This is a genomic window from Actinomadura sp. KC216 (assembly GCF_004348535.1).
Taxonomy (GTDB): Bacteria; Actinomycetota; Actinomycetes; order Streptosporangiales; family Streptosporangiaceae; genus Spirillospora.
Map to the genome: position 1 here is coordinate 24,209 of NZ_SMJX01000027.1, position 21,687 is coordinate 45,895.

Genomic DNA, 21,687 nt, shown 5'->3' on the forward strand with positions numbered 1-21,687 from the left:
GAGACTCGTGGCGGGTTACGGTCAGCCTGGAAGGGGCAGCGGGACGTCGCCGGAAGGGGCCCGGCCTTCGAGGTTCGTCCGCACCAGCGACTCGACCCGCTCCGCCGCCATCGGGCGCGCCACGAGGAAGCCCTGGCCGCGCGGGCAGCCCATCTCGCGCAGCAGCTCCAGCTGCTCGGGACGCTCGATGCCCTCCGCCACCACGGTCAGCCCGAGGTCGCTGCCGAGCCGCACGATCGTCCGGGTGAGCAGCGTGAGGGTCTCGTCCGAGCCGAGGCCCGCCACGAAGGACGGGTCGATCTTGATGATGTCGACGGGCAGCTGGCCGAGGTAGGCCAGCGAGGCGTATCCGGTGCCGAAGTCGTCGATCGCGAGCCGGACGCCGAGGTCGCGCAGCTCCACCAGGCGCTCCACATTCTGGCCCGCGTCCTCGACGAGGACCTCCTCGCGGACCTCCAGCGTCAGCGCGTGCGGCGGCAGGCCGGTCTCCTCCAGCGCCGCCGCGACCGACTCCACGAACCGCGGCGCGGCGATCTGCCGGGCGGTGAAGTTCACCGAAAGGCCCACGGCCCACGAGTCCCGGCGCCAGCGGGCGACCTCGCGGCACGCCTCCCGCAGCACCCAGCCGCCGAGCGGGATCATCAGGCCCGCCTCCTCGGCCGGGCCGATGAACTCCTCGGGCGGTACCGCCTCGCTCCCCCGCCACCAGCGCAGCAGCGCCTCCACGCCCGTCACCCGGGACGTCGCGAGGTCCACCACCGGCTGGAACTCGACCGAGAACTGCTCCTCGGCCAGCGCCCGCTGCAGGTCGCTGCCGAGCTCGAGGCGCCGGACGACGTCGGCGTGCATGTGCGGCGCGTACACCTCGACGCGCCCGCCGCCCGCCTCCTTCGCGCGGGCCATCGCCAGGTCGCCGTTGCGCATCAGGTCGGCGGCGGTGCGGCGGAGCCTGCGCCCGGCCGCCTCCGGGGTGCCGCCGGGCGGCCCCTCGTCGTCGCCCGCGAACGCGATCCCGACACTCGCCGTCAGCACGATCTGCTTGTCGCCGACCTGATAGGGGTCGGCCGAAAGGACACGCAGCAAACGTCCGGCGAGTTCGACTGTGGCGCGTGTCTCACCGTCGTCCGGGGGGAGCTGGACGAGCACGGCGAACTCGTCGCCGCCCCAGCGCGCCACGGTGTCGTCGGCCTGGACGTTCGCGCGCAGCCGCCGCGCCGCCTGCGCCAGCACCTGGTCGCCCGCCGCGTGCCCGTCGGAGTCGTTGACGGCGGTGAAGCCGTCCAGGTCGACGAACACGACCGCGACCTCGCCGCCGGACGGGTGCCGCGACAGCACCTCCCTGACGCGCTCCTCGAAGTAGGACCGGTTCGGCAGGCCCGTCAGGCCGTCGTGGAAGGTCAGGTGCGCGACCTGCCGCTGCAGCGCCGCCTGCTCGCTGAGGTCGCGGGTCGTGACCAGCAGCCGCGCGGGCGCGCCGTCCGAGCCGCTGTAGCGGGAGATCGTGGACTCGGTCGGCAGCCAGGTGCCGTCGGCCGCGCGGACCCGGCACGAGACGCGCAGGGCGTCGTGGAAGCCGTCGTGGAACCCCTCCCCGGCCGCGGGGTCGTCCTGGAGGAACTCGGTGAACACGTCCTGGACGCGCGGCAGGTCCTCCGGGTGGATGAGGTCGCTCAGCGGGCGTCCGAGCAGCTCGTCGGGCGTGTAGCGGTAGGTGCGGAGCGCTCCGGCGCTGGCGTACCGGACGGTGGCGTCCATGTCGCAGATGAGCACCGCGTCGTTGATGCTCTCCGACAGGGCACGGAAGTGTTCCTCGCCGGTCACCACGGCGCGGCGCAGCGCGTCGTTCTCCCGGAGCAGGCCCGCGAGCCGCGCGAGCAGCACCAGCGCGGCCGAGCCCGCGACGATCGAGATGCCGGGTTCGAGGCCGTTCTCCCCGGTGACGGAGTGGCCCGCGATGAACAGCCCGGCCGCGGCGGCGACCGCGGCGGGCGCGAGCCCGGGGCCGATCATGCGGCCGTACCGCTCCTGCCCGGGGCCGGTCTCGCCCTCGGGGATGTCGTCGACCGGCAGCTCCGGCTCGGCGGCCGGGCCCGTCCACGGCACCAGCAGCAGGAGCAGCAGCCCGGCGAGCCGCAGGATGTCGGACGGGTCGCCCGCCGGGTCGCCGCCGTCCAGCCGGACGAACGTCGTCACGATGTCGGCGACCGCGATGGCCGTCAGCGCGCCGTACCCCATCCAGGCGAGCCGCCGGTGGCCGCGCGCCGCGCCGAGGACGAACGGCAGCGCGCCGCAGACGAACACGATGTCGATCAGCGGGTAGAGCAGCTCCAGCAGGAACTCCGACGGGGACTCCCCCGACCGGTGGTAGAGCGTTCCGAAAACGGCGACCCAGCCGAGGACGAACAGCGCGCAGGCGCAGACGTAGGTGTCGGCGACATAGCGCAGCCAGACGCCCGCCTCGCGCGGCGGCCTGATCGGCGCCACGAGCCCGACGACCAGCGCGACCAGGGCGAACAGGTAGAAAAGGTCGGGTACCGACAGGGAGAGGGCGCTGCGGACGTGCGCGTCCGACAGGGCGCTGCCGAGCGCGCCGAGGAACCAGGACGCGGCGGCGATGCCGTACCACCGCCAGGACGCGCGCCACAGGCCGCCGGAGAGGGCGCCGGGCCCGCCGTCCGCGGGGACGCCGTCGGGCCGCCGGGACGACAGCAGCAGGGAGATGGCGGCGGCGCCCGCCGCGCCCACCTCCGCCCACGCGATGAAGGCGCGCCCGCCCCAGCCCGCCAGCGAGCCGGTGGCGTACAGCACGCCGACGACGGCGGCCATGGCGACCGGCAGCGCACGCGGCGGCACCCGCCTGGCGTAATCGCCGCTCATCGCGCCGTGTCCCTTCCTGCCCCGGTGGAGCGTCCAGTCCCTGCGTGCGCCGAATCGCGCCAGGGGAGTTGACGGGTTCACGACCCTCCCCGCACGGATAACGGTCGGAAGGTCCTGAATCGTGCCCCGCGCGGGATCGGCGCGGGCCGGTGGTGAGCCGCGCCGGCTTCGCCCGCCGGGAGATCAGCGACATTGCTGCACTACGGGATCACCGTGTCGCTCAATGTACGTTCGGTAGGTCACGGAGCGATTGAGGCTGGGCGTCCTCCCGGCGACAAACACCCTCGTCGGATCACGGTTTGGGACACCCGAAAGGCGAACATCCCCGACGTACCGCCATGATCCGCATTACGCTGAGTGACCACATCCGGGCCGGGCCCGGAGGCGTGCGGGAACGGCGGGTCGCTCGGATCCGTACTACCTACGGGAGGCGCTCATGCGACTGCACACGATCGTCCTGGCCACGGCCGCGGTGCTGCTGGCGGCCTGCTCGTCGGACTCGTCCGACGGGGAGGGCGGTGCGCGCACGCCACCGCCGCTGACCACCACCGCGACACCGGGGACGGGGAGCCCGGGCCAGCCGCGGACGATCGCCAGCGGCCTGAAGGTGCCGTGGGCGATCGCGTTCCTGCCCGGTGGCGACGCGCTGGTGACCGAACGCGACAGCGCGAACCTCGTGCGGGTCACCCCGTCCGGCGAGTGGGAGCAGGTCGGCAAGGTGCCCGGCGTGGAACCCGGCGGTGAGGGCGGGCTGATGGGCGTCGCCGTCTCCCCCTCCTACGCCACCGACCGCACGATCTACCTGTACTACACGGCGGCGTCCGACAACCGTGTCGTCCGCGCCACCTTCGACGGGCGTCTCGGCACGCCGCAGCCCATCGTCACCGGCATCCCGAAGGGCTTCAACCACAACGGCGGCCGCCTGGAGTTCGGCCCCGACAAGATGCTCTACATCACCACCGGCGAGGTCGGCCGGGAGGCGCTCTCCCAGGACAAGGAATCCCTCGGCGGCAAGATCCTCCGCGTCACCCCGGACGGGAAGGCCGCGCCCGGGAACCCGTTCGGCAACCGCGTCTGGACGTACGGGCACCGCAACGTCCAGGGCCTCGCCTGGGACGACAGGGGCCGCCTGTTCGCCACCGAGTTCGGCCAGAACCGCTTCGACGAGATCAACCTGATCGAGAAGGGCGAGAACTACGGCTGGCCCGACGTCGAAGGGGTCGGCGACCGCGACGGGTTCACCGACCCCCTGCTCACCTGGTCGACGGGGGAGGCGTCCCCGTCCGGGCTCGCCTACGCGGGCGGGTCGCTGTGGGTCGCCGCGCTGCGCGGCGAGCGGGTCTGGCAGGTCCCGCTCGCCGACGGCAGGACGGGCCGCCCGGCCGCCCGCTACACCTCCGAGTACGGCCGGATCCGCGCCGCCGTCCGGGCCCCGGACGGGACGGTCTGGATCGCCACCAGCAACCACGACGGCCGCGGCGAGCCCGCCCGCGACGACGACCGGATCATCAGCGTCCCCGTCCGCTAGCTCAGGACGCGCCGAGCTTCTCCAGGATCAGCTCGCGGGCGCGCCCGGCGTCGGCCTGGCCGCGGGTCGCCTTCATGACGGCGCCGACCAGCGCGCCCGCCGCGGCGACCTTGCCCGCGCGGACCTTGTCGGCCACGTCGGCGTTGCCGGCGATCACCTGGTCGACCACGGACGCGAGCTCCCCCTCGTCGCTGACGACCTTGAGCCCGCGCGCGGCGACGACCTCGTCCGGCGTGCCCTCACCGGCGAGGACGCCCTCGAACACCTTGCGGGCCAGCTTGTCGTTCAACTCCCCCGCGGTGATCATCGCCTGGACGCGGGCGACCTGCTCGGGCGTGACGGGCAGCTCGGCCAGCTCGACGCCCTGCTCGGTGGCGTGCCGGGACAGCTGGTTCATCCACCACTTCCGCGCGGACGTCGCGTCGGTGCCGTGCGCGATCGTCGCCTCGATGAGGTCGACGGCGCCGGCGTTGACGACGTCCCGCAGCTCCAGGTCGGACAGGCTCCACTCCTTCTGGATGCGGCGCCTGCGCGCGGCCGGAAGCTCGGGCAGCGAGGCGCGCAGCTCCTCCACCCACTCCCGCGACGGCGCCATCGGCACCAGGTCGGGCTCGGGGAAGTAGCGGTAGTCCTGCGCCTCTTCCTTGCTGCGCCCGCTGGTGGTGCGGCCGGTGTCCTCGTGGAAGTGCCGGGTCTCCTGGACGACGCGCCCGCCGTCCGCAAGCACGCCCGCCTGCCGCTCGATCTCCGACCGGACGGCCCGCTCCACCGAGCGCAGCGAGTTCACGTTCTTCGTCTCGCTGCGCGTGCCCCATTCGGTCGCGCCGCGCGGCATGAGCGAGACGTTCACGTCGCAGCGCATCGAGCCCTGCTCCATGCGCACGTCCGACACGCCCAGCGACCGGACCAGCTCCCGCAGCTCCGTCGCGTAGGCGCGGGCCACGAGCGGCGCCTTGTCACCGGTCGCGACGATCGGCTTGGTCACGATCTCGACCAGCGGGATGCCCGCCCGGTTGTAGTCGACCAGCGAGTACTCGGCGCCGTGGATACGCCCGGTGGTGCCGCCGACGTGCAGCGACTTGCCGGTGTCCTCCTCCATGTGGACGCGCTCGATCTCGATGCGGTAGGTGTCGCCGTCGACGTCCACGTCGAGGTGGCCGTCCACGCAGAGCGGCTCGTCGTACTGCGATATCTGGAAATTCTTCGGCATGTCCGGATAGAAGTAGTTCTTCCGGGCGAACCGGCACCACTCCACGATGTCGCAGTTCAGCGCGAGGCCGATCTTGATGATGCCCTCGATCGCGGCGTGGTTGGTGACGGGCAGCGACCCGGGCAGCCCCAGGCACACCGGGCACACCTGCGTGTTCGGCTCGGCGCCGAACCCGGTCGGGCACCCGCAGAACATCTTCGACGCGGTGCCCAGCTCGATGTGCGTCTCGATGCCGAGCACGGGCTCGAACCGCGCGAGCGCCTCGTCGTAGCTCATCAAGGTCGGGGTGCTCACTTCGCCTCCACCAGTTCTGGAGCCTTGGCCAGGAGCGGGCCGCCCCAGCGGTCTTCGAGGGCCCGCTCGACGGCGGCGCCGACGCGGTAGATGCGGTCGTCGCCGAGGACGGGCGCCATGATCTGCAGCCCGACCGGCAGCCCGTCGGACAGCCCGCACGGGACGGAGATCGCGGCGTTGCCGGTGAGGTTGACCGGGATCGTGCACAGGTCGGCCAGGTACATCGCGACCGGGTCGTCGGCGCGCTCGCCGATCGGGAACGCGGTGGTCGGCGTGGTCGGCGAGACCAGCACGTCCACCTGCTCGAACGCGGTCTCGAAGTCGCGCTTGATGAGCGTGCGGACCTGCTGCGCCTTGCCGTAGTAGGCGTCGTAGTAGCCGGACGACAGCGCGTACGTGCCGAGCATGATGCGCCGCTTCACCTCGGCCCCGAAGCCCTCGGCGCGGGTCAGCGCCATGACCTCCTCGGCGCTGCGGGTGCCGTCGTCGCCGACGCGCAGGCCGTAGCGCATCGCGTCGAAGCGGGCCAGGTTGGACGAGGCCTCCGACGGCGCGATCAGGTAGTAGGCGGGCAGCGCGTAGGTGAAGTGCGGGCAGGACACCTCGACGACCTTCGCGCCGAGCGACTCCAGCAGCTCGACCGCCTCGTTGAAGCGGGCCGACACGCCCGGCTGGTAGCCGTCGCCGGCGAACTCCTTGACGACGCCGATGCGCAGCCCGTCGACGTCGCCGTGGCGGGCCGCCTCCACGACCGGCGGGACGGCCTCGGCGATCGACGTGGAGTCCATCGGGTCGTGGCCGCTGAACGCCTCGTGCAGGAGGGCCGCGTCCAGGACGTTCCGCGCGAACGGGCCCGGCGTGTCGAGCGACGACGCGAACGCGATCACGCCGTAGCGGGACGAGCCGCCGAAGGTGGGCTTCATGCCGACGATCCCGCTGACGGCGGCGGGCTGGCGGATCGAGCCGCCGGTGTCGGTGCCGGTGGCCAGCGGCGCCGCGTACGCGGCGACGGCCGCCGACGACCCGCCGGACGACCCGCCCGGGACCCGCTCCAGGTCCCACGGGTTGCGGGAGACGACGTAGGCGCTGTTCTCGGTGGAGGAGCCCATCGCGAACTCGTCCATGTTCGTCTTGCCGAGGAACACCAGCCCGGCCTCGCGGAGCCGGGCCGTGACGGTCGCGTCGTACGGCGGCCGCCACCCCTCAAGGATCCTGGACCCGGCGGTGGTGGGCATGTCCTTGGTGGTGAACACGTCCTTGTGCGCGACGGGGACGCCGGCCAGCGGGCCGAGTTCCTCCCCGGCGGCGCGGCGCTCGTCCACCCGGCGGGCCTGCGCCAGCGTCGTGTCGCGGTCGACGTGCAGGAACGCGTTGACCTGGCCGTCCACGGCGGCGATGCGGTCCAGGTGCGCCTCGGCGACCTCGACGGCCGACACCTCACCGGCGGCGAGCAGTTCCCCGAGTTCGGCCGCGGTCTTCTTGACCAGCATCGTCACGCCTCCTCGTCCAGGATCCGCGGTACCCGGAAACGCTGCTCCTCGGCGGCCGGGGCCCCGGCGAGGGCCTGCTCGGGCGGCAGGCACGGGCGGACCTCGTCCGTCCGGTAGACGTTGGTCAGCGGCAGCGCGTGCGAGGTGGGCGGGATGTCCTCCGCGGCGACCTCCTGCACCCGCGCGACCGCGGAGATGATCTGGTCGAGCTGGGCGGCGAGATGGTCGAGCTCGTCATCGCCGAGCGCCAGCCGGGACAGCCGGGCGAGATGCGACACCTCGTCACGGGTGATGGCGGACATGAGAGAAACCGTTCCTGCGAAGTGTTGGGTTCACCGGCCATCCTATGGGCCGCGCCCCGATCCACCCGACCGCTTTATGCGGCGCGCTCAGTCCTGGCGGGGTTGCTGCGGCGCCTGCGGCTGCTGCCCGTACTGCTGCTGCGGCGCGTACTGCTGCGGAACGGCGCCCTGTTGAGGGACCGCGCTCTGCTGCGGGTACGGCTGGGCCTGCTGCTGGTACGGGAAGGCCACCGTCCTCGGCTTCGGCGGCGCCATGCCCGACAGCGCCGCGCCGGCGACGACCGCGCACGACACCATGCCGAGCCCGGCGCTCAGCACGTTGGCCAGGTCTTTGAGGTCGAAGTCCTGCCCGGTCCCGCCGTCGTCGATCGAGCTGACCATGACGATGAACATTAACCCCATGCCCAGAAGGCCGAAGGCAAGGATCACTCCGCGCGCGGCATTGTTCATGGCGCCGGATCCTAGCGCCCGCCTCCGCACGCCGTTAACCGATCTGTAAAGACCGGACACGGCGTGCCGTTTCAGATCCTGGTGGCGGGAACGGTTGTACAAACCACCCCGGACGACGAGAGGAGGGCGCCGTGACCATCGGTGGCAGCATCGCCCTGCTCATCATCGGCGCGATCCTGGCCTACGCGGTCAACTACGAACTCAGCGGCGTCGACATCAGGCTCGTCGGCGTGATCCTGATGGTCGGCGGCCTGATCGGGCTCGTCATCGGCATCATCCGGATCGTCTCGGCCCGCCGCGCGGTCGAGCGCCGTCCCCCGCCGCACGTCCGCGAGGAGTACTACGACGACTACGAGACCCGCCGCCGCCCCTACTGAGCGGGTCGCCTGAGGGTTTTCACGCCGCTGGTTCCGGGGCGCGTTGCATGTGGCGACGGAGCCAGTCGGTGGCGGTCTCGGCGTCCATGGGGCGGCCGAAGTGCCAGCCCTGGGCGGCGTCGCAGCCCATCTCGCGGAGCATCCGGGCGGTGGCCGGGTCCTCGACGCCCTCGGCGACGGAGCGCAGGCCGAGGGTGCGGACGAGGTCGACGATCGAGCGGACGATCACGGCGTCCTCGGTGGACTCGGCGAGCCGCCCGACGAACGATGAGTCGATCTTGACCTCCTCGACCGGGAGGCGGTTGAGCCGGACGAGCGAGGAGTAGCCGGTGCCGAAGTCGTCCAGGCTGAGCGGGATGCCGAGTTCGGCGAGCGAGCCGACGGTGTCGGAGGCGTAGGCGGGCTCGTTCATCAGGATCCGCTCGGTGATCTCCAGCTGGAGGGCGGCGGCGGGCAGGCCGCGGGCGAGCAGGCCCTCCTCGATCGTCTCGGTGAGGCCGGTGTCGAACAGGTCGCGTCCGGAGGCGTTCACCGCGACCTGGACGGTGAGGTCCTCGCGCCACCAGGCGGCGGCCTGCGCGAGCGCAGCCGTGACGACGTGGTGGGTGATCGAGCGCATCAGGTACGTCTGCTCCGCGACCGACAGGAACGCCTCGGGTTCGAGGATGCCCTTGTCGGGGTGGCGCCAGCGCAGCAGCGCCTCCATGCCGACGAGATGGCCGTCCCTCAGCGACACCTTGGGCTGGTAGAACAGCTCCAGCTCGGAGCGGTCGATGGCGCGGCGCAGGTCGCCGAGCATGCTCAGCCGGGCCGGGGAGTTGCGGTCCTTGCGGGGCGAGTAGATCTCGACGCCGGAGCGGGCCTCCTTGGCGTTGTACATCGCGACGTCGGCGCGCTGCAGGAGCAGCTCGAAGTCGGGCGCGTGGTCGGGGAACAGCGCGATGCCGACGCTGCCCTCCAGGTCGAACGACATGCCGTCCAGCCGGACGGGTTCGCTGAGCGCGGCGCGCAGCCGGACGGCGACCTCGCGTGCGGCGGCCTCGTCCCGGACGGACGGCAGCAGCACCGCGAACTCGTCGCCGCCGAGCCGGGCGACGAGGTCGCCGGGGCGGACGCTGTGCGTGAGGCGGTGCGCGACCAGCTGCAGGAGGCGGTCGCCGGTGGGGTGCCCGAGGGTGTCGTTGACCTCCTTGAACCGGTCGAGGTCGAGGAGGAACAGCCCGGCGCGGTGCTGCGGGTCGGCGGGCTTGCGCAGGCGCGGCCCGAAACCGGGCCGGGCCGCGAGCTTCCCGGCGGCGCCCTTCTTCGTGCCGCGTTTCTCCGTGTCGCGCTTCTCGGCGCCGCGGGCTTCGGCGAGGGCCTCCTCCGTCCGGACGATCAGGAGCTTGCGGTTGGGGAGGCCGGTGAGCCCGTCGTGCAGCGCCTGGTGCTCGCGCCGCACGGACACCGACGCGTTGAGGTACACGGCGATGAACGGCAGGACGATCAGCGGCACGAACGCGGCGGACCGGTCCATGGCGACGACCATGAGCGGCGCCAGGCCGAGCAGCGCCAGGTGCACCAGGACCTGGTAGCCGAGGTCCCAGCGGAGCGCCTTGATCAGCGAGACCCGCTCGTGCAGCGCGACGGCGGAGCCGACGAGGGTGTCGTTGCAGATGAAGTAGACGGTGCCGGCGAGGGCGATCGCGAGCAGGTCGGCGCCGTCGGGGACCCACAGGTTCGTGGGGGTGGCGAGGTTGCCGAACAGGGCGAGGACGAGCTGCGCGGCGGCGAGGCTGAGGGTGTACTGGGCGACGTTGAACGCGATGCGGTGCGGGGTGCGGCCGCGGAAGATCCCGCAGGTGATGACCGCGACGGCCTGCAGCGCGGCGGCGATCGGCAGCCCGGCGTACAGCAGCGCCGCGAAGGAGAAGGTGGTGGACGTCGTCGCGCCGTTGTTCTCGGTGGAGCCGGGCGTGATGATCGGCCGGAGCTCGCCGAAGATGATGAAGCAGCCGAGGATCCAGAACACGGGCGTGCTCGCGAGCGCGTCCAGGTCGTCGCCGGTCAGCCCGGAGAACGCGGCGGCGCCCGCGGCGACGCCGAGCAGGATGACGACGACGAAGTAGATCCACAACGGGGAGCCACGGCGCGGCGCCGTGTTCCGTGTGTTGTTCGGGTCCTTCATCACATCCTCGGGGGGAGGTTGGGGGGTCGGCCCCCGGCACCGGACGTCCCCGACCTCGGGGGACGCCCCCCGGGTGTTTCGTCCGGAGATTCAGGTGTAGGTCGTGATGAGAGGGAGGGTACGGCCTTTGCTCAACTTCGCGAAACCATTTGGGTACGTTCCGTTATGCCCGACCCTGTCCCGCCACTCCCCGTTGGGTAGTTGAAGTGTACCCCTGAGTAACGCAATCCTGGTGGCAAGGGTTTGACCACGCGGCGTTATGCTTCGGCGCTGACGGTTACGGCCTTGGCCGCATCCGGCCCCTCGGCGAGGAGAACACGGAACCCTTCTTCCCCCAAGACCGGTATACCCAACTTGACCGCTTTGTCGTATTTCGACCCTGGACTGTCGCCCGCGACCACGAAGCCCGTCTTCTTGGACACCGATCCGGACACCTTGCCGCCGAGCCGCTGCACCGCCTCGGTCGCCGAGTCGCGGCTGAACCCCTCCAGCGACCCGGTGATCACCACGGTCACGCCGTCCAGCGGGCGCGGGCCCGCCGCGCCCTCGTCCTCCATCCGGACGCCCGCGGCCCGCCACTTCTCCACGATCTCGCGGTGCCAGTCGACCTCGAACCACGCCCTGATCGACGCGGCGATCGTCGGGCCGACGCCGTCCACCGCCGCCAGCTCCTCCTCGGAGGCGTTCGCGATCGCGTCCATCGAGCCCATCTCGCGGGCGAGGTCCTGCGCGGCCGCCGGGCCCACGTGCCGGATCGACAGCGCCACCAGCACCCGCCACAGCGGCTGCCGCTTCGCCTTCTCCAGCTCCTCGAAGAGGATCTCGACCGTCTTCTTCGGCTCGCCCTCCGTGTTCGCGAAGAACGACACGACCTTCGGCTCGCCGGTCTTCGGATCGATCTTGGACGTGCCCGTCTTCTGGTCGAGGACGAGGCTCCTGATCGGCAGCAGCTGCTCCACGGTCAGGTGGAACAGGTCGCCCTCGTCCTTGACCGGCGGCTCCGCGGGCTCCAGCGGCTGGGTCAGCGCCGTCGCCCCGACGTAGCCGAGCGCCTCGATGTCGAGCACCTTGCGGTTCGCCAGGAAGTAGATCCGCTCGCGCAGCTGCGCGGGGCAGTACCGCGTGTTCGGGCAGCGGATGTCGGCGTCTCCCTCCTTCTCATAGGCCAGCTCGGTGCCGCACTCGGGGCAGTGCGACGGCATCTCGAACTCGCGCTCCGAGCCGTCGCGCAGCGCGGTCACCGGCGCGAGGATCTCGGGGATCACGTCGCCGGCCTTGCGGAGCACGACCGTGTCGCCGATCAGCACGCCCTTGCGCTTCACCTCGCTCGCGTTGTGCAGCGTGGCGCGCTCGACGGTCGACCCGGCGACCTTCACCGGCTCCATCACGCCGTACGGGGTGACGCGGCCCGTCCTGCCAACGCCGACCTTGATGTCGAGCAGCTTGGTGTTGACCTCCTCCGGCGGGTACTTCCACGCGATCGCCCAGCGCGGCGCGCGGCTCGTCGACCCGAGCCGCCGCTGGAGGGAGAACTGGTCGACCTTGACGACGACGCCGTCGATCTCGTAGGCGGTGGCGTGCCGGTTCTCGCCGTACCCGGCGATGTACTCGCGGACGGCGTCCATCCCGCCGAGCACCTTGTACCGGTCGCTGACCGGCAGGCCCCAGCCGCGCATCAGCTCGTACGCGCCGGACTGGCTCTCCGGCTGCGTCCCGCCCCGCCAGGCGCCGAACCCGTGGACGAGCATGCCGAGCGGCCGCTGCGCGGTGATCCGCGGGTCCTTCTGCCGCAGCGACCCGGCGGCGGCGTTGCGCGGGTTCGCGAACGGCTCCTTGCCGGCCTCGACCTGCGCGGCGTTCACCTGCTCGAACCCGTCGACCGGGAGGAAGACCTCGCCGCGGACCTCCAGGACGTCCGGCCAGCCCTCGCCCTCCAGCCGGGACGGGATGTCGGCGATGGTGCGGACGTTGTTGGTGACGTCCTCGCCGGTGCGCCCGTCGCCGCGCGTGACGCCGCGGACGAGCCGCCCGCTCTCGTAGGTCAGCGCGATGGCCAGCCCGTCGATCTTCAGCTCGCACAGGTAGCCCGCGACCGTGCCGACCTCCTTGACGACGCGCTCGTCCCACGCCTGGAGCTCGTCGTCGTTCATCGCGTTGTCGAGGCTCTGCATCCGCTCCAGATGCTCGACGGTCGCGAAGTCGGTGATGATCGGCGCGCCGACCCGCTGGGTCGGCGAATCGGGCGTGACCAGCTCCGGATACCGCTCCTCCAGGCCGCCGAGCTCGCGCATCCGGGCGTCGTACTCGGCGTCGGTGAGCGTCGGCTGATCGAGGACGTAGTAGCGGTAGTTGGCCTCGTCGATCTCCCGGCTCAGCTCAAGATGCCGCTTCCGCGCCTCGCTCGGAACCCCGTCATCGCTCATCGTCATACCCCATATTGTCGCCTTCACCTCCGACAATACGAGCCCGCCGCGCCCCAGGTCAGTCGGCGGCTTCGTAGATCATCCGGGCGGTGTCGCGGCAGCGTTTCAGGGCCTCGCGGACGTGGCGCGGCGACGCGCCCGCCATGCCGCACGCCGGGGTGATCACGACCTGCCGGGCGAGCTGCGCGGGCGGGAAACCGAGCCGCCGCCACAGCCGCCGGACCGGTTCGGCGGTCGCCTGGAGGGACGGCAGGACGGTGTCCGTCGCGCCCACCGCGCCGAGGAGAAGGCCCGTCCCCGCGTCGATCGTCTCGCCGAGCGCGTCGTCGTCGCGCCTGGGGACGAGGCTCAGATCGACCGAGATCGCCTTCGCGCCCGCGCCCCGCAGCAGCGCGTACGGCACGTTCCGCGCGCAGCAGTGCACGATCGTGAAGGCATCGGTGGCTTCGATGACCGTGCGGAGCGTGTTCTCCGCGACGGGTTCCTCGATCGCGCGGAGCCGGGAGAAGCCGCTGGCGGTCGGGACCGTCCCGGCGAGTGCGGAGGGCAGGGCGGGCTCGTCCAGCTGGAGGACGATCTCCGCGGCGGGCAGGCGGCGCCGGACGTCCGCGACGTGCGCGGCGGCGCCCTCGGCGAGCGAGGCGGCCAGGTCGCGGACGGCGCCCGGGTCCTTGAGCGCCCGGTCGCCGTGCTTCAGCTCGATCGTCGCGGCCAGCGTCCACGGCCCGCACACCTGGATCTTGAACGGGCCGTCGTGGCCGCCCGCGACCTCCTCCAGGACGTCCAGGTCGCGGGCCAGATGGTCGCGGGACCTGGCGGTGTCGCGCCCCGGACGGTCGGAGAACCGCCACCCGGACGGCTCCACGTGGATCGGCATGTCGACCAGCAGCGCGGCCGTCCGTCCCGTCATGTCGGCGCCGGGACCGCGCGCGGGCAGCTCCGGCAGATGCGGCAGCTCGGGCAGCTCACCGAAGACGACACGCAGCGCCTCCGCCGGGTCATCGCCCGGATACGACCCGATCCCGGTCGCCGTCCCCGCCTGCCACGGATAGCTCGTCGTCACAGGTGAAACCCTATCGGCGCGGCGATCACGTCCGCGCCGCCGCGCCCGCGGCTAGGCGGGGACGCGGGCGGTGTCGGCGATCGTCGCGGACGCGAGCACGCGGTCGCCGTCGTACAGGACGGCGGCCTGCCCCGCCGCGACGCCGCGGGCCGGGGCGGCCAGGCGGATGCGCAGCGCGTCGCCGTCCCGCTCGGCCGTGCAGGCGTGGACCTCGCCGTGCGCGCGGAGCTGGACCTCGCAGCCGAACGGCCCGGCCGGCGGCTCGCTCAGCCACACCGGGCGCTCGCCGGTGATCTCGTGGACGTCCAGCGAGTCGCGCGGCCCGACCGTGACCGTGTTCGTGACCGGGGAGATGTCCAGGACGTAGCGCGGACGCCCATCGGCCGCGGGCGTGCCGATCCGCAGCCCTTTGCGCTGCCCGATCGTGTACGCGTAGGCGCCGTCGTGCCGCCCGACCTCGTTGCCGTCGGTGTCGACGATCGGGCCGGGCGCCGTGCCGAGCCGCTCGGCGAGGAAGCCGCGCGTGTCCCCGTCGGCGATGAAGCAGATGTCGTGGCTGTCGGGCTTGTCGGCCACCTGGAGCCCGCGCCGCTCCGCCTCCCGCCGGATGTCGGCCTTGGAGGTGTCGCCGAGCGGGAACAGCGCGTGCGCGAGCTGCTCGGGCGTGCAGACGGCCAGGACGTACGACTGGTCCTTGCCCGCGTCGACGCCGCGGCGCAGGACGCCGCCGTCCAGCCGCGCGTAGTGGCCGGTGCAGACCGCGTCGAAGCCGAGCGCCCTGGCGCGGTCGAGCAGCGCCGCGAACTTGATCTTCTCGTTGCAGCGCAGGCACGGGTTCGGGGTGCGCCCGGCCGCGTACTCGCTGACGAAGTCCTCCACCACGTCCTGGTGGAAGCGCTCGGCGAGATCCCACACGTAGAAGGGGATGCCGATCACGTCGGCGGCGCGGCGCGCGTCCCTCGAATCCTCGAGGGTGCAGCAGCCGCGGGCGCCCGTCCGGTACGACTGCGGATTGCTGGACAGGGCCATGTGGACGCCGGTGACGTCGTGCCCGGCCTCGGCGGCGCGGGCGGCGGCCACGGCGGAGTCGACGCCGCCCGACATGGCGGCGAGTACGCGAAGAGCCATAACCCTTCGAGGGTACGCGCCGCGGGCCCCTCGCCCGCCATCATTTCCCGTCCGGCCGGGCGCCGACGCGAAGGTCGGCGCCTCACGTAGGGTTTACGGGACGGGCATGGCCTCGCCGGACCCCCCGGCCGAGCCCCGCGCCATCCCGGACGCATCCTCCAGCGACCTCATCGGCCCCGGTCATGAGGCGGTTCGGCCGCTTGACCACGACAAGGAAGAGACGACAGTTGGGAATCTTCCGTCGTCCGCGCGACGCGTCCGCCGTGACGCCGCCCGCGATCAGCGAGTTCTGGGAGTGGTGGGCGCAGGCCCGCCCGACGATCGAGGCGTCCCTGGCCGCCGGGCCCGACCAGCCCGAGGGCGAGACGCCCGGCGAGGGGCTGTCCGCGGACGCGATCGAGGAGCTGTCCCGGCGCGTCCACAAGATCCACCCGGGGCTGCTGTGGGAGATCGGCGGCGCGGAGGACCGGGCCCCGTCCCTCACCGTGACCGGCGGCGGGAACCCCGAGCTGCGCGGCGTCACCGAGCGGTGGGTGCGCGCGGCGCCGTCCGGGGCGGCGGCGGGCGGCTGGCGGTTCCACCCGGCGCGGCAACCCGACCCGGAGATGCTCGGGCAGGACCTCGTCCTCGGCGACCACGAGTTCGATCTGGAGTACGTCCGGCTCGGCATGCGCGCCGACGCCGGGCGCGCCCGCGTGCACCTCACCGCCTACCACCCCGACTTCCTGTTCGTCGCGGAGGAGCAGCAGATCCAGGTCGCGATGAACGTCCTGCACTGGGCGCTCGGCGAGGACGACGTCGCCCGCTGGGTCGGCGAGGTCACGATCGCGACGGAGTCGCCGATCGACGCGCTGCCCCCGTCGATGCTGCCGTCGGTCATCGAGCAGGTCGCCGAGCCGTTCGGCGAGCCCACCTGGCTGACCGGCGAGGGCCGCACCCCGCGCGGCCATCCCGCCCGCCTCGGCGCCCGGTTCCCGCTGCACCGGCAGGACTACCCGCTCTGCGACCTGCACGTGGCGATCTCCGTCCCGTACGCCAACAGCAACCCCGACCGGCTGCCCGTCGAACCGTCGTCGGGCGCGCTGCGCGCGTTCGAGAAGAAGCTCGCCAAGCTCGGCGACCGCGCCGTGCTGGCCGTCCGCGAGACCGGCGACGGCCTGCGCGTCTTCCACCTCTACGCCGACCCCGACTCCGGCGTCATCTCCGAACTCGACCAGCTCGCCGCCGCTTGGTCGGAGGGCAAGGCGAAGGTCGCCTCCACCAGCGACCCCGGCTGGAAGGCCCTGATGCCCTACCAGCCGTGACCGCCCGGGCGGGTCGGCTTCGTCGAGTCGACCTTGCGGTAGCGGGACTCGAAAAGGCTGTAGACGCCGAAGGTGAGGACGCCCAGCGCGACCGCGGCGAGGCCCCACGCTCCGGCGGGGGTGGCGGCGAACTCGCGGAGCGTGCCGTCCAGGCCCCGGGCCTTGTCCGGCTGGAAGGTGACGGCCGCGTAGGCGAGGAAGGCGCCCACGGCGGCGCCGACCAGGCCGCGGGCGATGTTGCCGACGATCCCGAACGGCTGGACGGCGCGGCGCGCGAGGCGGCCCATCCGCGCGTCGCTGAGCTCGTCCATGAACGTGCGGCGGGCCGCGTTGACGATCACGACGCCGGCCCACGCCACGAAGCAGGCGGCGATCGCCAGGACGAGCCAGCGTCCGCCGGGCTCTCCCATCAGCCGCGCGGTAATGGACTTCGACTGCTGGTCGCTGGACTGCCCCTGGTAGCCGAGCAGGAACGCGAGGGTGGCGGCGCAACCGGCCGTGTAGACGACGCCGCGTCCGGCGGAGCCGAGGCGCGAGGTGGGTTTGTCGCCGTCCGGCATGGGACGACCGAACAGGGCCTCCGCGAACTGCCAGAGCGCCAGGGCGGCAAAGCCGGCCGCCATCAGCCCGAGGACGACCGGGCCGCCGGGCTGGTCGGCGACGACCTGCAGCGCGCCCTTCCGGTCGGCCTCCCGCCCGCCCCCGCCGAAGGCGACCTGCAGGGCCAGCCATCCGACGAGGAGGTAGAGGACGCCGCGCGCGACCAGCCCCGCGCGGGACATGCCATGAAACCAGGGGTGTCCCGCCGCCCGTTCGATTCCGTCGCTCACATCCGTCGCCACGGGCGGGCTCGTCCCCGTTAAAGGAACGGTCAAACTCCGGCGGTCGAACTCCGGCGGCTCAGCTGAAGCCGGCTTGGCGGGCGCGTTCCACGGCGGGGCCTATGGCGTCGGCCAGGGCCTTGACGTCGTCGTCCGTGGAGGTGTGGCCGAGGGTGAAGCGCAGGGAGCCGCGGGCGTGTTCGCTGGTGGAGCCCATCGCGGTCAGGACGTGGCTCGGCTGGGAGACGCCCGCGGAGCAGGCCGAGCCGGTGGAGCAGGCGATGCCGCGCGCGTCCAGCAGCATGAGCAGCGCGTCGCCCTCGCAGCCGGGGAAGGAGAAGTGCGCGTTGCCGGGGAGGCGGCCCGCCGGGTCGCCGTTGAGGACCGCGTCGGGCACGACGGCGCGGACCGCGTCGATGAGCCGGTCGCGCAGCTCGGTGAGGCGGCGCACCTCGGCGTCCCGGCGCGCCGCCATGGTCTGGACGGCGGCGGCGAACCCGGCGATGGCGGGCGTGTCGAGCGTCCCGGACCGGACGTCGCGCTCCTGGCCGCCGCCGTGCATCAGCGGCACCGGGTCGAGGAGGACGGGCGGCTTGGGCTTGGCGAGCAGCAGCGCCCCGACGCCGATGGGGCCGCCGAGCTTGTGCCCGGTGATCGTGAGCGCCTGCGCGCCGCTCGCCGCGAACGAGACGGGCAGCGTCCCGGCGGCCTGGACGGCGTCGGTGTGCAGGGGGACGCCGTGCTCGCGCGCGACGGCGGACAGCTCGGCGATCGGCTGGACTGTGCCGACCTCGTTGTTGGCCCACATGACGCTCGCGAGCGCCACGTCGCCGCCGTCGCCGTCGCCGCTGTCGGCGAGCGCGTCGCGGAGGGCCTCGGGAAGGACGCGTCCGGCGGCGTCCACTGGGATCCAGGCGATGCGGGCGCCCTCGTGGTCGGCGAGCCACTGGACCGCGTCCAGGACGGCGTGGTGCTCGACGGCGCTCGCCAGCACGCGGGTGCGGGCCGGGTCGGCGGCGCGGCGGGCCCAGTAGAGGCCCTTGACCGCGAGGTTGTCGGCCTCGGTGCCGCCGGAGGTGAACACGACCTCGCTCGGGCGGGCGCCGAACGCCTCCGCGATGATCTCGCGGGACTCCTCCACGACCCGGCGGGCGCGGCGTCCCGCCGCGTGCAGCGAGGACGGGTTCCCGATCTCGCGCAGCTCCGCCGTCATCGCCTCGATGGCCTCGGGCAGCATCGGGGTGGTCGCCGCATGGTCGAGGTAGGTCACCACGCGGACAACAGTATCCGCGTGGGGGTTGTTCCTCCTCGGGCGCCCTGCCGGCAGGGGCGTCCGTAACCGGGAATACGGGCGACCGAGGGCCGGTTGAGGGGCTGTACCGTCCAGCCGGTACAGTGAGATCACCATGATGAAGGAAGCCCTCCTCGACGCCGCCGAAGCCGTCCTCTCCGAGCAGGGGACGCAGGCGCTGACGCTCACCGCGGTCGCGGACCGCGCCGGCGTCAGCAAGGGCGGGCTGCTCTACCACTTCCCCACCAAGGAGGCGCTCGTCCGGGCCATGGTGGCGCGGGTCATCGACGAGTTCGACGACCTGATCGCCTCCTACCTCGGCTCCTACGGGGACGGCGCGCCGGGCGCCTACACCCGTGCCTACGTCGAGGCGACGTTCGAGATCCTGACCGGGGAGGCCCGCGCCTACCGCCGGTGGTCGGCCATCACGGCCGCCGCGGCGGACCCGGAGCAGGCCGAGCCGCTCAACGAGGCGATGCGGCGCTGGCACGGGCGCGCCCCCGCCGACGACCCCGATCCCGGCATCGCGATGATCGTCCGGCTGGCGGCCGAGGGGCTCTGGGAAGTGGTCAGCCACGACCCCGGGCTCTACGGCCCGGAGCAGCTCGAAGAGCTGCGGCGGCGGCTCCTGGGCCTGCTGGAGCGATGACGCCGGACGGCACCGGCCGTCCATCTGCCCGAACGCGTTATGGAGCGTTCCACGAGTCTGTGAAAGAGGTGACCCATGCTGTTCCGTGCCCGGTCGGGAACGTTCCTGACCTTCGCGCTGGCCGGCCTGCTGACCGGGGTGTGGGTGGCCCGCATGCCCGCCCTGGCCGCGAAGTTCGGGACGAACGAGGCCGAGATCGGCGTTGTCGTCCTCGTCTGGGGGCTCGGCGCGATCGTGGCCATGCAGGCGCTGCGCGGCGTGATGGCCCGCGCCGGGAGCCGCGCCGCGCTGCGGGTCGCGCTGCCGCTGACGGCGCTGTCGTACGCGGCCGTCGCGCTCGCGCCCACCTACGGCGTGCTGCTCGCCGCCGTGGTGCTGTTCGGCATGACGTTCGGGATCACCGACATCGCGATGAACGCGCAGGGCAGCGTGGTCGAGCAGGCGCACCGGCGGTCGATCATGAGCGGCATGCACGCCGGGTGGTGCGTCGGCGCGCTGAGCGGCGGGGTGTTCGGCGTGGTCAGCGCGGCGGCCGGGCTCGGGTTCACCGCGACCGTCCTCGCCACCGCGCTGCTGGCGCTGCCCGCCGGGCTCGCGCTCGGCCGCACCTACCTGCCCGACCCGCCGACCCCGGCCGCGTCCGGGACGGGACGCAGGGCCCGCCGCCTGCCGCCCGCCGTGTACCTGATCGGCGTGCTGGCGTTCATCGCCTTCATGACCGAGGGCTCGATCGCCGACTGGAGCGGGCTGCTGCTGCACGACGAGATGGGCGCGACCGAGGCCGTCGCCGCGGCCGGGTACCCGATGTTCGAGCTGGCGATGCTGCTCGGACGGCTCGTCGGCGACCGCGTCCGGACGCGGCTCGGCACCCGCCGGCTGCTGGTCGGGGCGGGACTCGGCACCGCGCTCGGCATGACCGTCGTGGTGCTGGCGCCCGCGCCGCCGGTCGCGATCGCCGGGTTCTTCGTGACGGGCCTGGTGGTCTGCACGGTCGTCCCGACGACGATCTCGCTGGCCGGGACGGCGGCTCCGGACCGTCCGGCGGCGGCCGTCGCGCAGGTCGGCGCGATGGGCTACGGCGGGCTGCTGCTCGGCCCGGTCGTGGTCGGGTTCCTGTCGGACGCGACGTCCCTGCGCGTGGGCGTCGGGACCGTGGTCGTGCTGGCGCTGCTCATCGCGGCGGGTGCCCGCTTCGTCCCGCTGCGCACCGACAGCGACGTCGCCGCGCCCGCGAGCGTCCCGGCGGAAGCCGGCGCCCCGGCGGACGCGGCGCCGGAGCCCGTCGCGGCCTGACCCTTTCTGGTCCGCCGCGCGATCCGATATAACCCCATCGGTGTTCTTTCCTGGTAATGGGGGCGGTGCATGGGCGGGTGGCGGGTCCCGGGCTACACGGAGCTGCGGGTGCTCGGCGAGGGCGGGCAGGGGCGCGTCGTGCTCGCGCGGCACGACGCGACCGGCCTGACGGCGGCGATCAAGTACCTCTCGGCGACGCTCGCGGGCGACGAGGGGTTCCGCACCAGGTTCCGCGCCGAGGCCGACCTGCTGCGGCGGCTGCGCAACCCGTTCGTCACCCGGCTGTTCGGGCTGGTCGAGACGCCGGACGGCGCCGCCATCGTCATGGAGGCGGTGGACGGCGCGCCGCTCAAGGCGGTGCTCGCCGAGCGGGGGCCGCTGGAGCCCGAGGCCGCGCTCGCCCTGCTGAAGGGCTCGCTGCTGGGCCTGGCGGCGGCGCACGACGTCGGGATCGTCCACCGCGACTACAAGCCCGCGAACGTGATCGTCCGCGGCGACGGGCTGAGCAAGCTGATCGACTTCGGCATCGCCGTGGACGCGGGCGCGTCCGGACGGTCGGGCACCCCCGTCTACATGGCGCCCGAGCAGTGGCGGGACGAGCCCGCCTCCCCCGCCACCGACGTGTACGCGGCGGCCTGCGTGTTCTTCGAGTGCGTGACGGGCCGGCGGCCCTACACCGCCGAGGACCAGGCCGGGTTGATGGGCCGCCATCTGACGGCGCCCATTCCGGTGGAGGACGTCCCGGAGCCGCTCCGCCCGCTGATCGAGCGCGGCCTGGCGAAGAACCCGTGGGACCGCCCGCTCGGCGCGTCCGGGTTCGTCGCGGAGCTGGAGTCGGTGGCGTCGGGCGCGTACGGGCCCGGCTGGGAGGCGAAGGGCGTCCGGACGCTCGCGGGAGCGGCGGCGGCGCTGTCCATGCTGTTCCCGCTCACCGCGCTCGGCATCGGCTCCGGCGGCGCGGCCTCGGGCGCGGCGGGCGCCGCCGGAGCCGGAGCCGCCGGTGCGGGGGCGGGCGGTGCG

17 protein-coding genes are annotated in these 21,687 nt (G+C 73.0%); 6 read left to right on the forward strand and 11 right to left on the reverse strand.

The window, feature by feature from the left end; genetic code table 11:
• Nucleotides 1-21: 21 nt before the first annotated feature.
• Entirely contained in the window at nucleotides 22-2,877 is a 2,856-nt protein-coding gene (locus tag E1264_RS07435) for a GGDEF domain-containing phosphodiesterase (protein ID WP_132170942.1), read from the reverse strand.
• 436 nt (nucleotides 2,878-3,313) lie between these two features.
• Here E1264_RS07435 and E1264_RS07440 point away from each other — a divergent pair, with 436 nt between their 5' ends.
• On the forward strand, nucleotides 3,314-4,405 hold the full coding sequence (locus E1264_RS07440) for a PQQ-dependent sugar dehydrogenase (RefSeq protein WP_132170944.1): 1,092 nt from the start codon (nucleotides 3,314-3,316) through the stop codon (nucleotides 4,403-4,405).
• A gap of 1 nt (nucleotide 4,406) precedes the next feature.
• Here the strand turns inward: E1264_RS07440 and gatB are convergent, their stop codons facing one another.
• The 4 genes from gatB to E1264_RS07460 form a co-directional block, all read right to left on the reverse strand.
• Nucleotides 4,407-5,891, reverse strand: coding sequence for an Asp-tRNA(Asn)/Glu-tRNA(Gln) amidotransferase subunit GatB (gatB, locus tag E1264_RS07445; RefSeq protein WP_132170975.1), 1,485 nt, complete (start codon nucleotides 5,889-5,891; stop codon nucleotides 4,407-4,409).
• A gap of 14 nt (nucleotides 5,892-5,905) precedes the next feature.
• On the reverse strand, nucleotides 5,906-7,399 hold the full coding sequence (gene gatA / locus E1264_RS07450) for an Asp-tRNA(Asn)/Glu-tRNA(Gln) amidotransferase subunit GatA (protein WP_207935772.1): 1,494 nt from the start codon (nucleotides 7,397-7,399) through the stop codon (nucleotides 5,906-5,908).
• Nucleotides 7,400-7,401: 2 nt separating this feature from the next.
• Nucleotides 7,402-7,701, reverse strand: coding sequence for an Asp-tRNA(Asn)/Glu-tRNA(Gln) amidotransferase subunit GatC (gene gatC, locus E1264_RS07455; protein WP_131964287.1), 300 nt, complete (start codon nucleotides 7,699-7,701; stop codon nucleotides 7,402-7,404).
• A gap of 87 nt (nucleotides 7,702-7,788) precedes the next feature.
• Nucleotides 7,789-8,151 (reverse strand): hypothetical protein, encoded by a 363-nt coding sequence (locus E1264_RS07460; protein WP_132170948.1) that lies wholly within the window; start codon nucleotides 8,149-8,151, stop codon nucleotides 7,789-7,791.
• A gap of 131 nt (nucleotides 8,152-8,282) precedes the next feature.
• On the opposite strand from E1264_RS07460, the gene E1264_RS07465 reads away from it, so the two are divergent.
• Nucleotides 8,283-8,528: a DUF6458 family protein gene (locus tag E1264_RS07465; RefSeq protein WP_132170950.1), complete on the forward strand. Its 246-nt coding sequence runs from the start codon at nucleotides 8,283-8,285 to the stop codon at nucleotides 8,526-8,528.
• Nucleotides 8,529-8,547: 19 nt separating this feature from the next.
• On the opposite strand, the gene E1264_RS07470 is transcribed toward E1264_RS07465, so the two are convergent.
• From E1264_RS07470 to mnmA, 4 genes are all read right to left on the reverse strand, one after another.
• A complete protein-coding gene (locus E1264_RS07470) occupies nucleotides 8,548-10,695 on the reverse strand; it encodes a bifunctional diguanylate cyclase/phosphodiesterase (protein ID WP_132170952.1) in 2,148 nt (715 codons plus the stop codon).
• 257 nt (nucleotides 10,696-10,952) lie between these two features.
• Complete coding sequence (gene ligA, locus E1264_RS07475; protein ID WP_132170954.1) at nucleotides 10,953-13,124, reverse strand: NAD-dependent DNA ligase LigA; 2,172 nt, start codon at nucleotides 13,122-13,124, stop codon at nucleotides 10,953-10,955.
• A 52-nt stretch (nucleotides 13,125-13,176) separates the two neighbouring features.
• Entirely contained in the window at nucleotides 13,177-14,181 is a 1,005-nt protein-coding gene (locus tag E1264_RS07480) for a methionine synthase (RefSeq protein WP_132170956.1), read from the reverse strand.
• A gap of 51 nt (nucleotides 14,182-14,232) precedes the next feature.
• Entirely contained in the window at nucleotides 14,233-15,309 is a 1,077-nt protein-coding gene (gene mnmA / locus E1264_RS07485; protein WP_132170958.1) for a tRNA 2-thiouridine(34) synthase MnmA, read from the reverse strand.
• Nucleotides 15,310-15,536: 227 nt separating this feature from the next.
• On the opposite strand from mnmA, the gene E1264_RS07490 reads away from it, so the two are divergent.
• Complete coding sequence (locus E1264_RS07490) at nucleotides 15,537-16,613, forward strand: DUF695 domain-containing protein (RefSeq protein ID WP_243710809.1); 1,077 nt, start codon at nucleotides 15,537-15,539, stop codon at nucleotides 16,611-16,613.
• Here E1264_RS07490 and E1264_RS07495 read toward each other — a convergent pair.
• Nucleotides 16,601-17,395, reverse strand: coding sequence for a DUF1206 domain-containing protein (locus E1264_RS07495; RefSeq protein WP_132170962.1), 795 nt, complete (start codon nucleotides 17,393-17,395; stop codon nucleotides 16,601-16,603). The two genes, E1264_RS07490 and E1264_RS07495, sit on opposite strands and share 13 nt — an antisense overlap.
• Before the next feature lie 118 nt (nucleotides 17,396-17,513).
• A complete protein-coding gene (locus E1264_RS07500; RefSeq protein WP_132170977.1) occupies nucleotides 17,514-18,704 on the reverse strand; it encodes a cysteine desulfurase family protein in 1,191 nt (396 codons plus the stop codon).
• A 136-nt stretch (nucleotides 18,705-18,840) separates the two neighbouring features.
• Between E1264_RS07500 and E1264_RS07505 the strand changes: the two genes are divergently transcribed.
• From E1264_RS07505 to E1264_RS07515, 3 genes are all read left to right on the forward strand, one after another.
• A complete protein-coding gene (locus tag E1264_RS07505) occupies nucleotides 18,841-19,374 on the forward strand; it encodes a TetR/AcrR family transcriptional regulator (RefSeq protein ID WP_132170964.1) in 534 nt (177 codons plus the stop codon).
• A gap of 75 nt (nucleotides 19,375-19,449) precedes the next feature.
• Nucleotides 19,450-20,667 (forward strand): MFS transporter, encoded by a 1,218-nt coding sequence (locus E1264_RS07510; protein WP_132170966.1) that lies wholly within the window; start codon nucleotides 19,450-19,452, stop codon nucleotides 20,665-20,667.
• A gap of 69 nt (nucleotides 20,668-20,736) precedes the next feature.
• Nucleotides 20,737-21,687 (forward strand): serine/threonine-protein kinase (locus tag E1264_RS07515; protein ID WP_132170969.1); only part of this gene is annotated, 951 nt, incomplete at its 3' end.

Bases quoted from the DNA above. Each gene is read 5' to 3' on its own strand.
- E1264_RS07435 (WP_132170942.1), bottom strand. From the start codon at position 2,877: ATGAGCGGCGATTACGCCAGGCGGGTGCCGCCGCGTGCGCTGCCGGTC.
- E1264_RS07440 (WP_132170944.1), top strand. From the start codon at position 3,314: ATGCGACTGCACACGATCGTCCTGGCCACGGCCGCGGTGCTGCTGGCG.
- gatB (WP_132170975.1), bottom strand. From the start codon at position 5,891: ATGAGCTACGACGAGGCGCTCGCGCGGTTCGAGCCCGTGCTCGGCATC.
- gatA (WP_207935772.1), bottom strand. From the start codon at position 7,399: ATGCTGGTCAAGAAGACCGCGGCCGAACTCGGGGAACTGCTCGCCGCC.
- gatC (WP_131964287.1), bottom strand. From the start codon at position 7,701: ATGTCCGCCATCACCCGTGACGAGGTGTCGCATCTCGCCCGGCTGTCC.
- E1264_RS07460 (WP_132170948.1), bottom strand. From the start codon at position 8,151: ATGAACAATGCCGCGCGCGGAGTGATCCTTGCCTTCGGCCTTCTGGGC.
- E1264_RS07470 (WP_132170952.1), bottom strand. From the start codon at position 10,695: ATGAAGGACCCGAACAACACACGGAACACGGCGCCGCGCCGTGGCTCC.
- ligA (WP_132170954.1), bottom strand. From the start codon at position 13,124: ATGACGATGAGCGATGACGGGGTTCCGAGCGAGGCGCGGAAGCGGCAT.
- mnmA (WP_132170958.1), bottom strand. From the start codon at position 15,309: ATGGCTCTTCGCGTACTCGCCGCCATGTCGGGCGGCGTCGACTCCGCC.
- E1264_RS07495 (WP_132170962.1), bottom strand. From the start codon at position 17,395: ATGTCCCGCGCGGGGCTGGTCGCGCGCGGCGTCCTCTACCTCCTCGTC.
- E1264_RS07505 (WP_132170964.1), top strand. From the start codon at position 18,841: ATGATGAAGGAAGCCCTCCTCGACGCCGCCGAAGCCGTCCTCTCCGAG.
- E1264_RS07510 (WP_132170966.1), top strand. From the start codon at position 19,450: ATGCTGTTCCGTGCCCGGTCGGGAACGTTCCTGACCTTCGCGCTGGCC.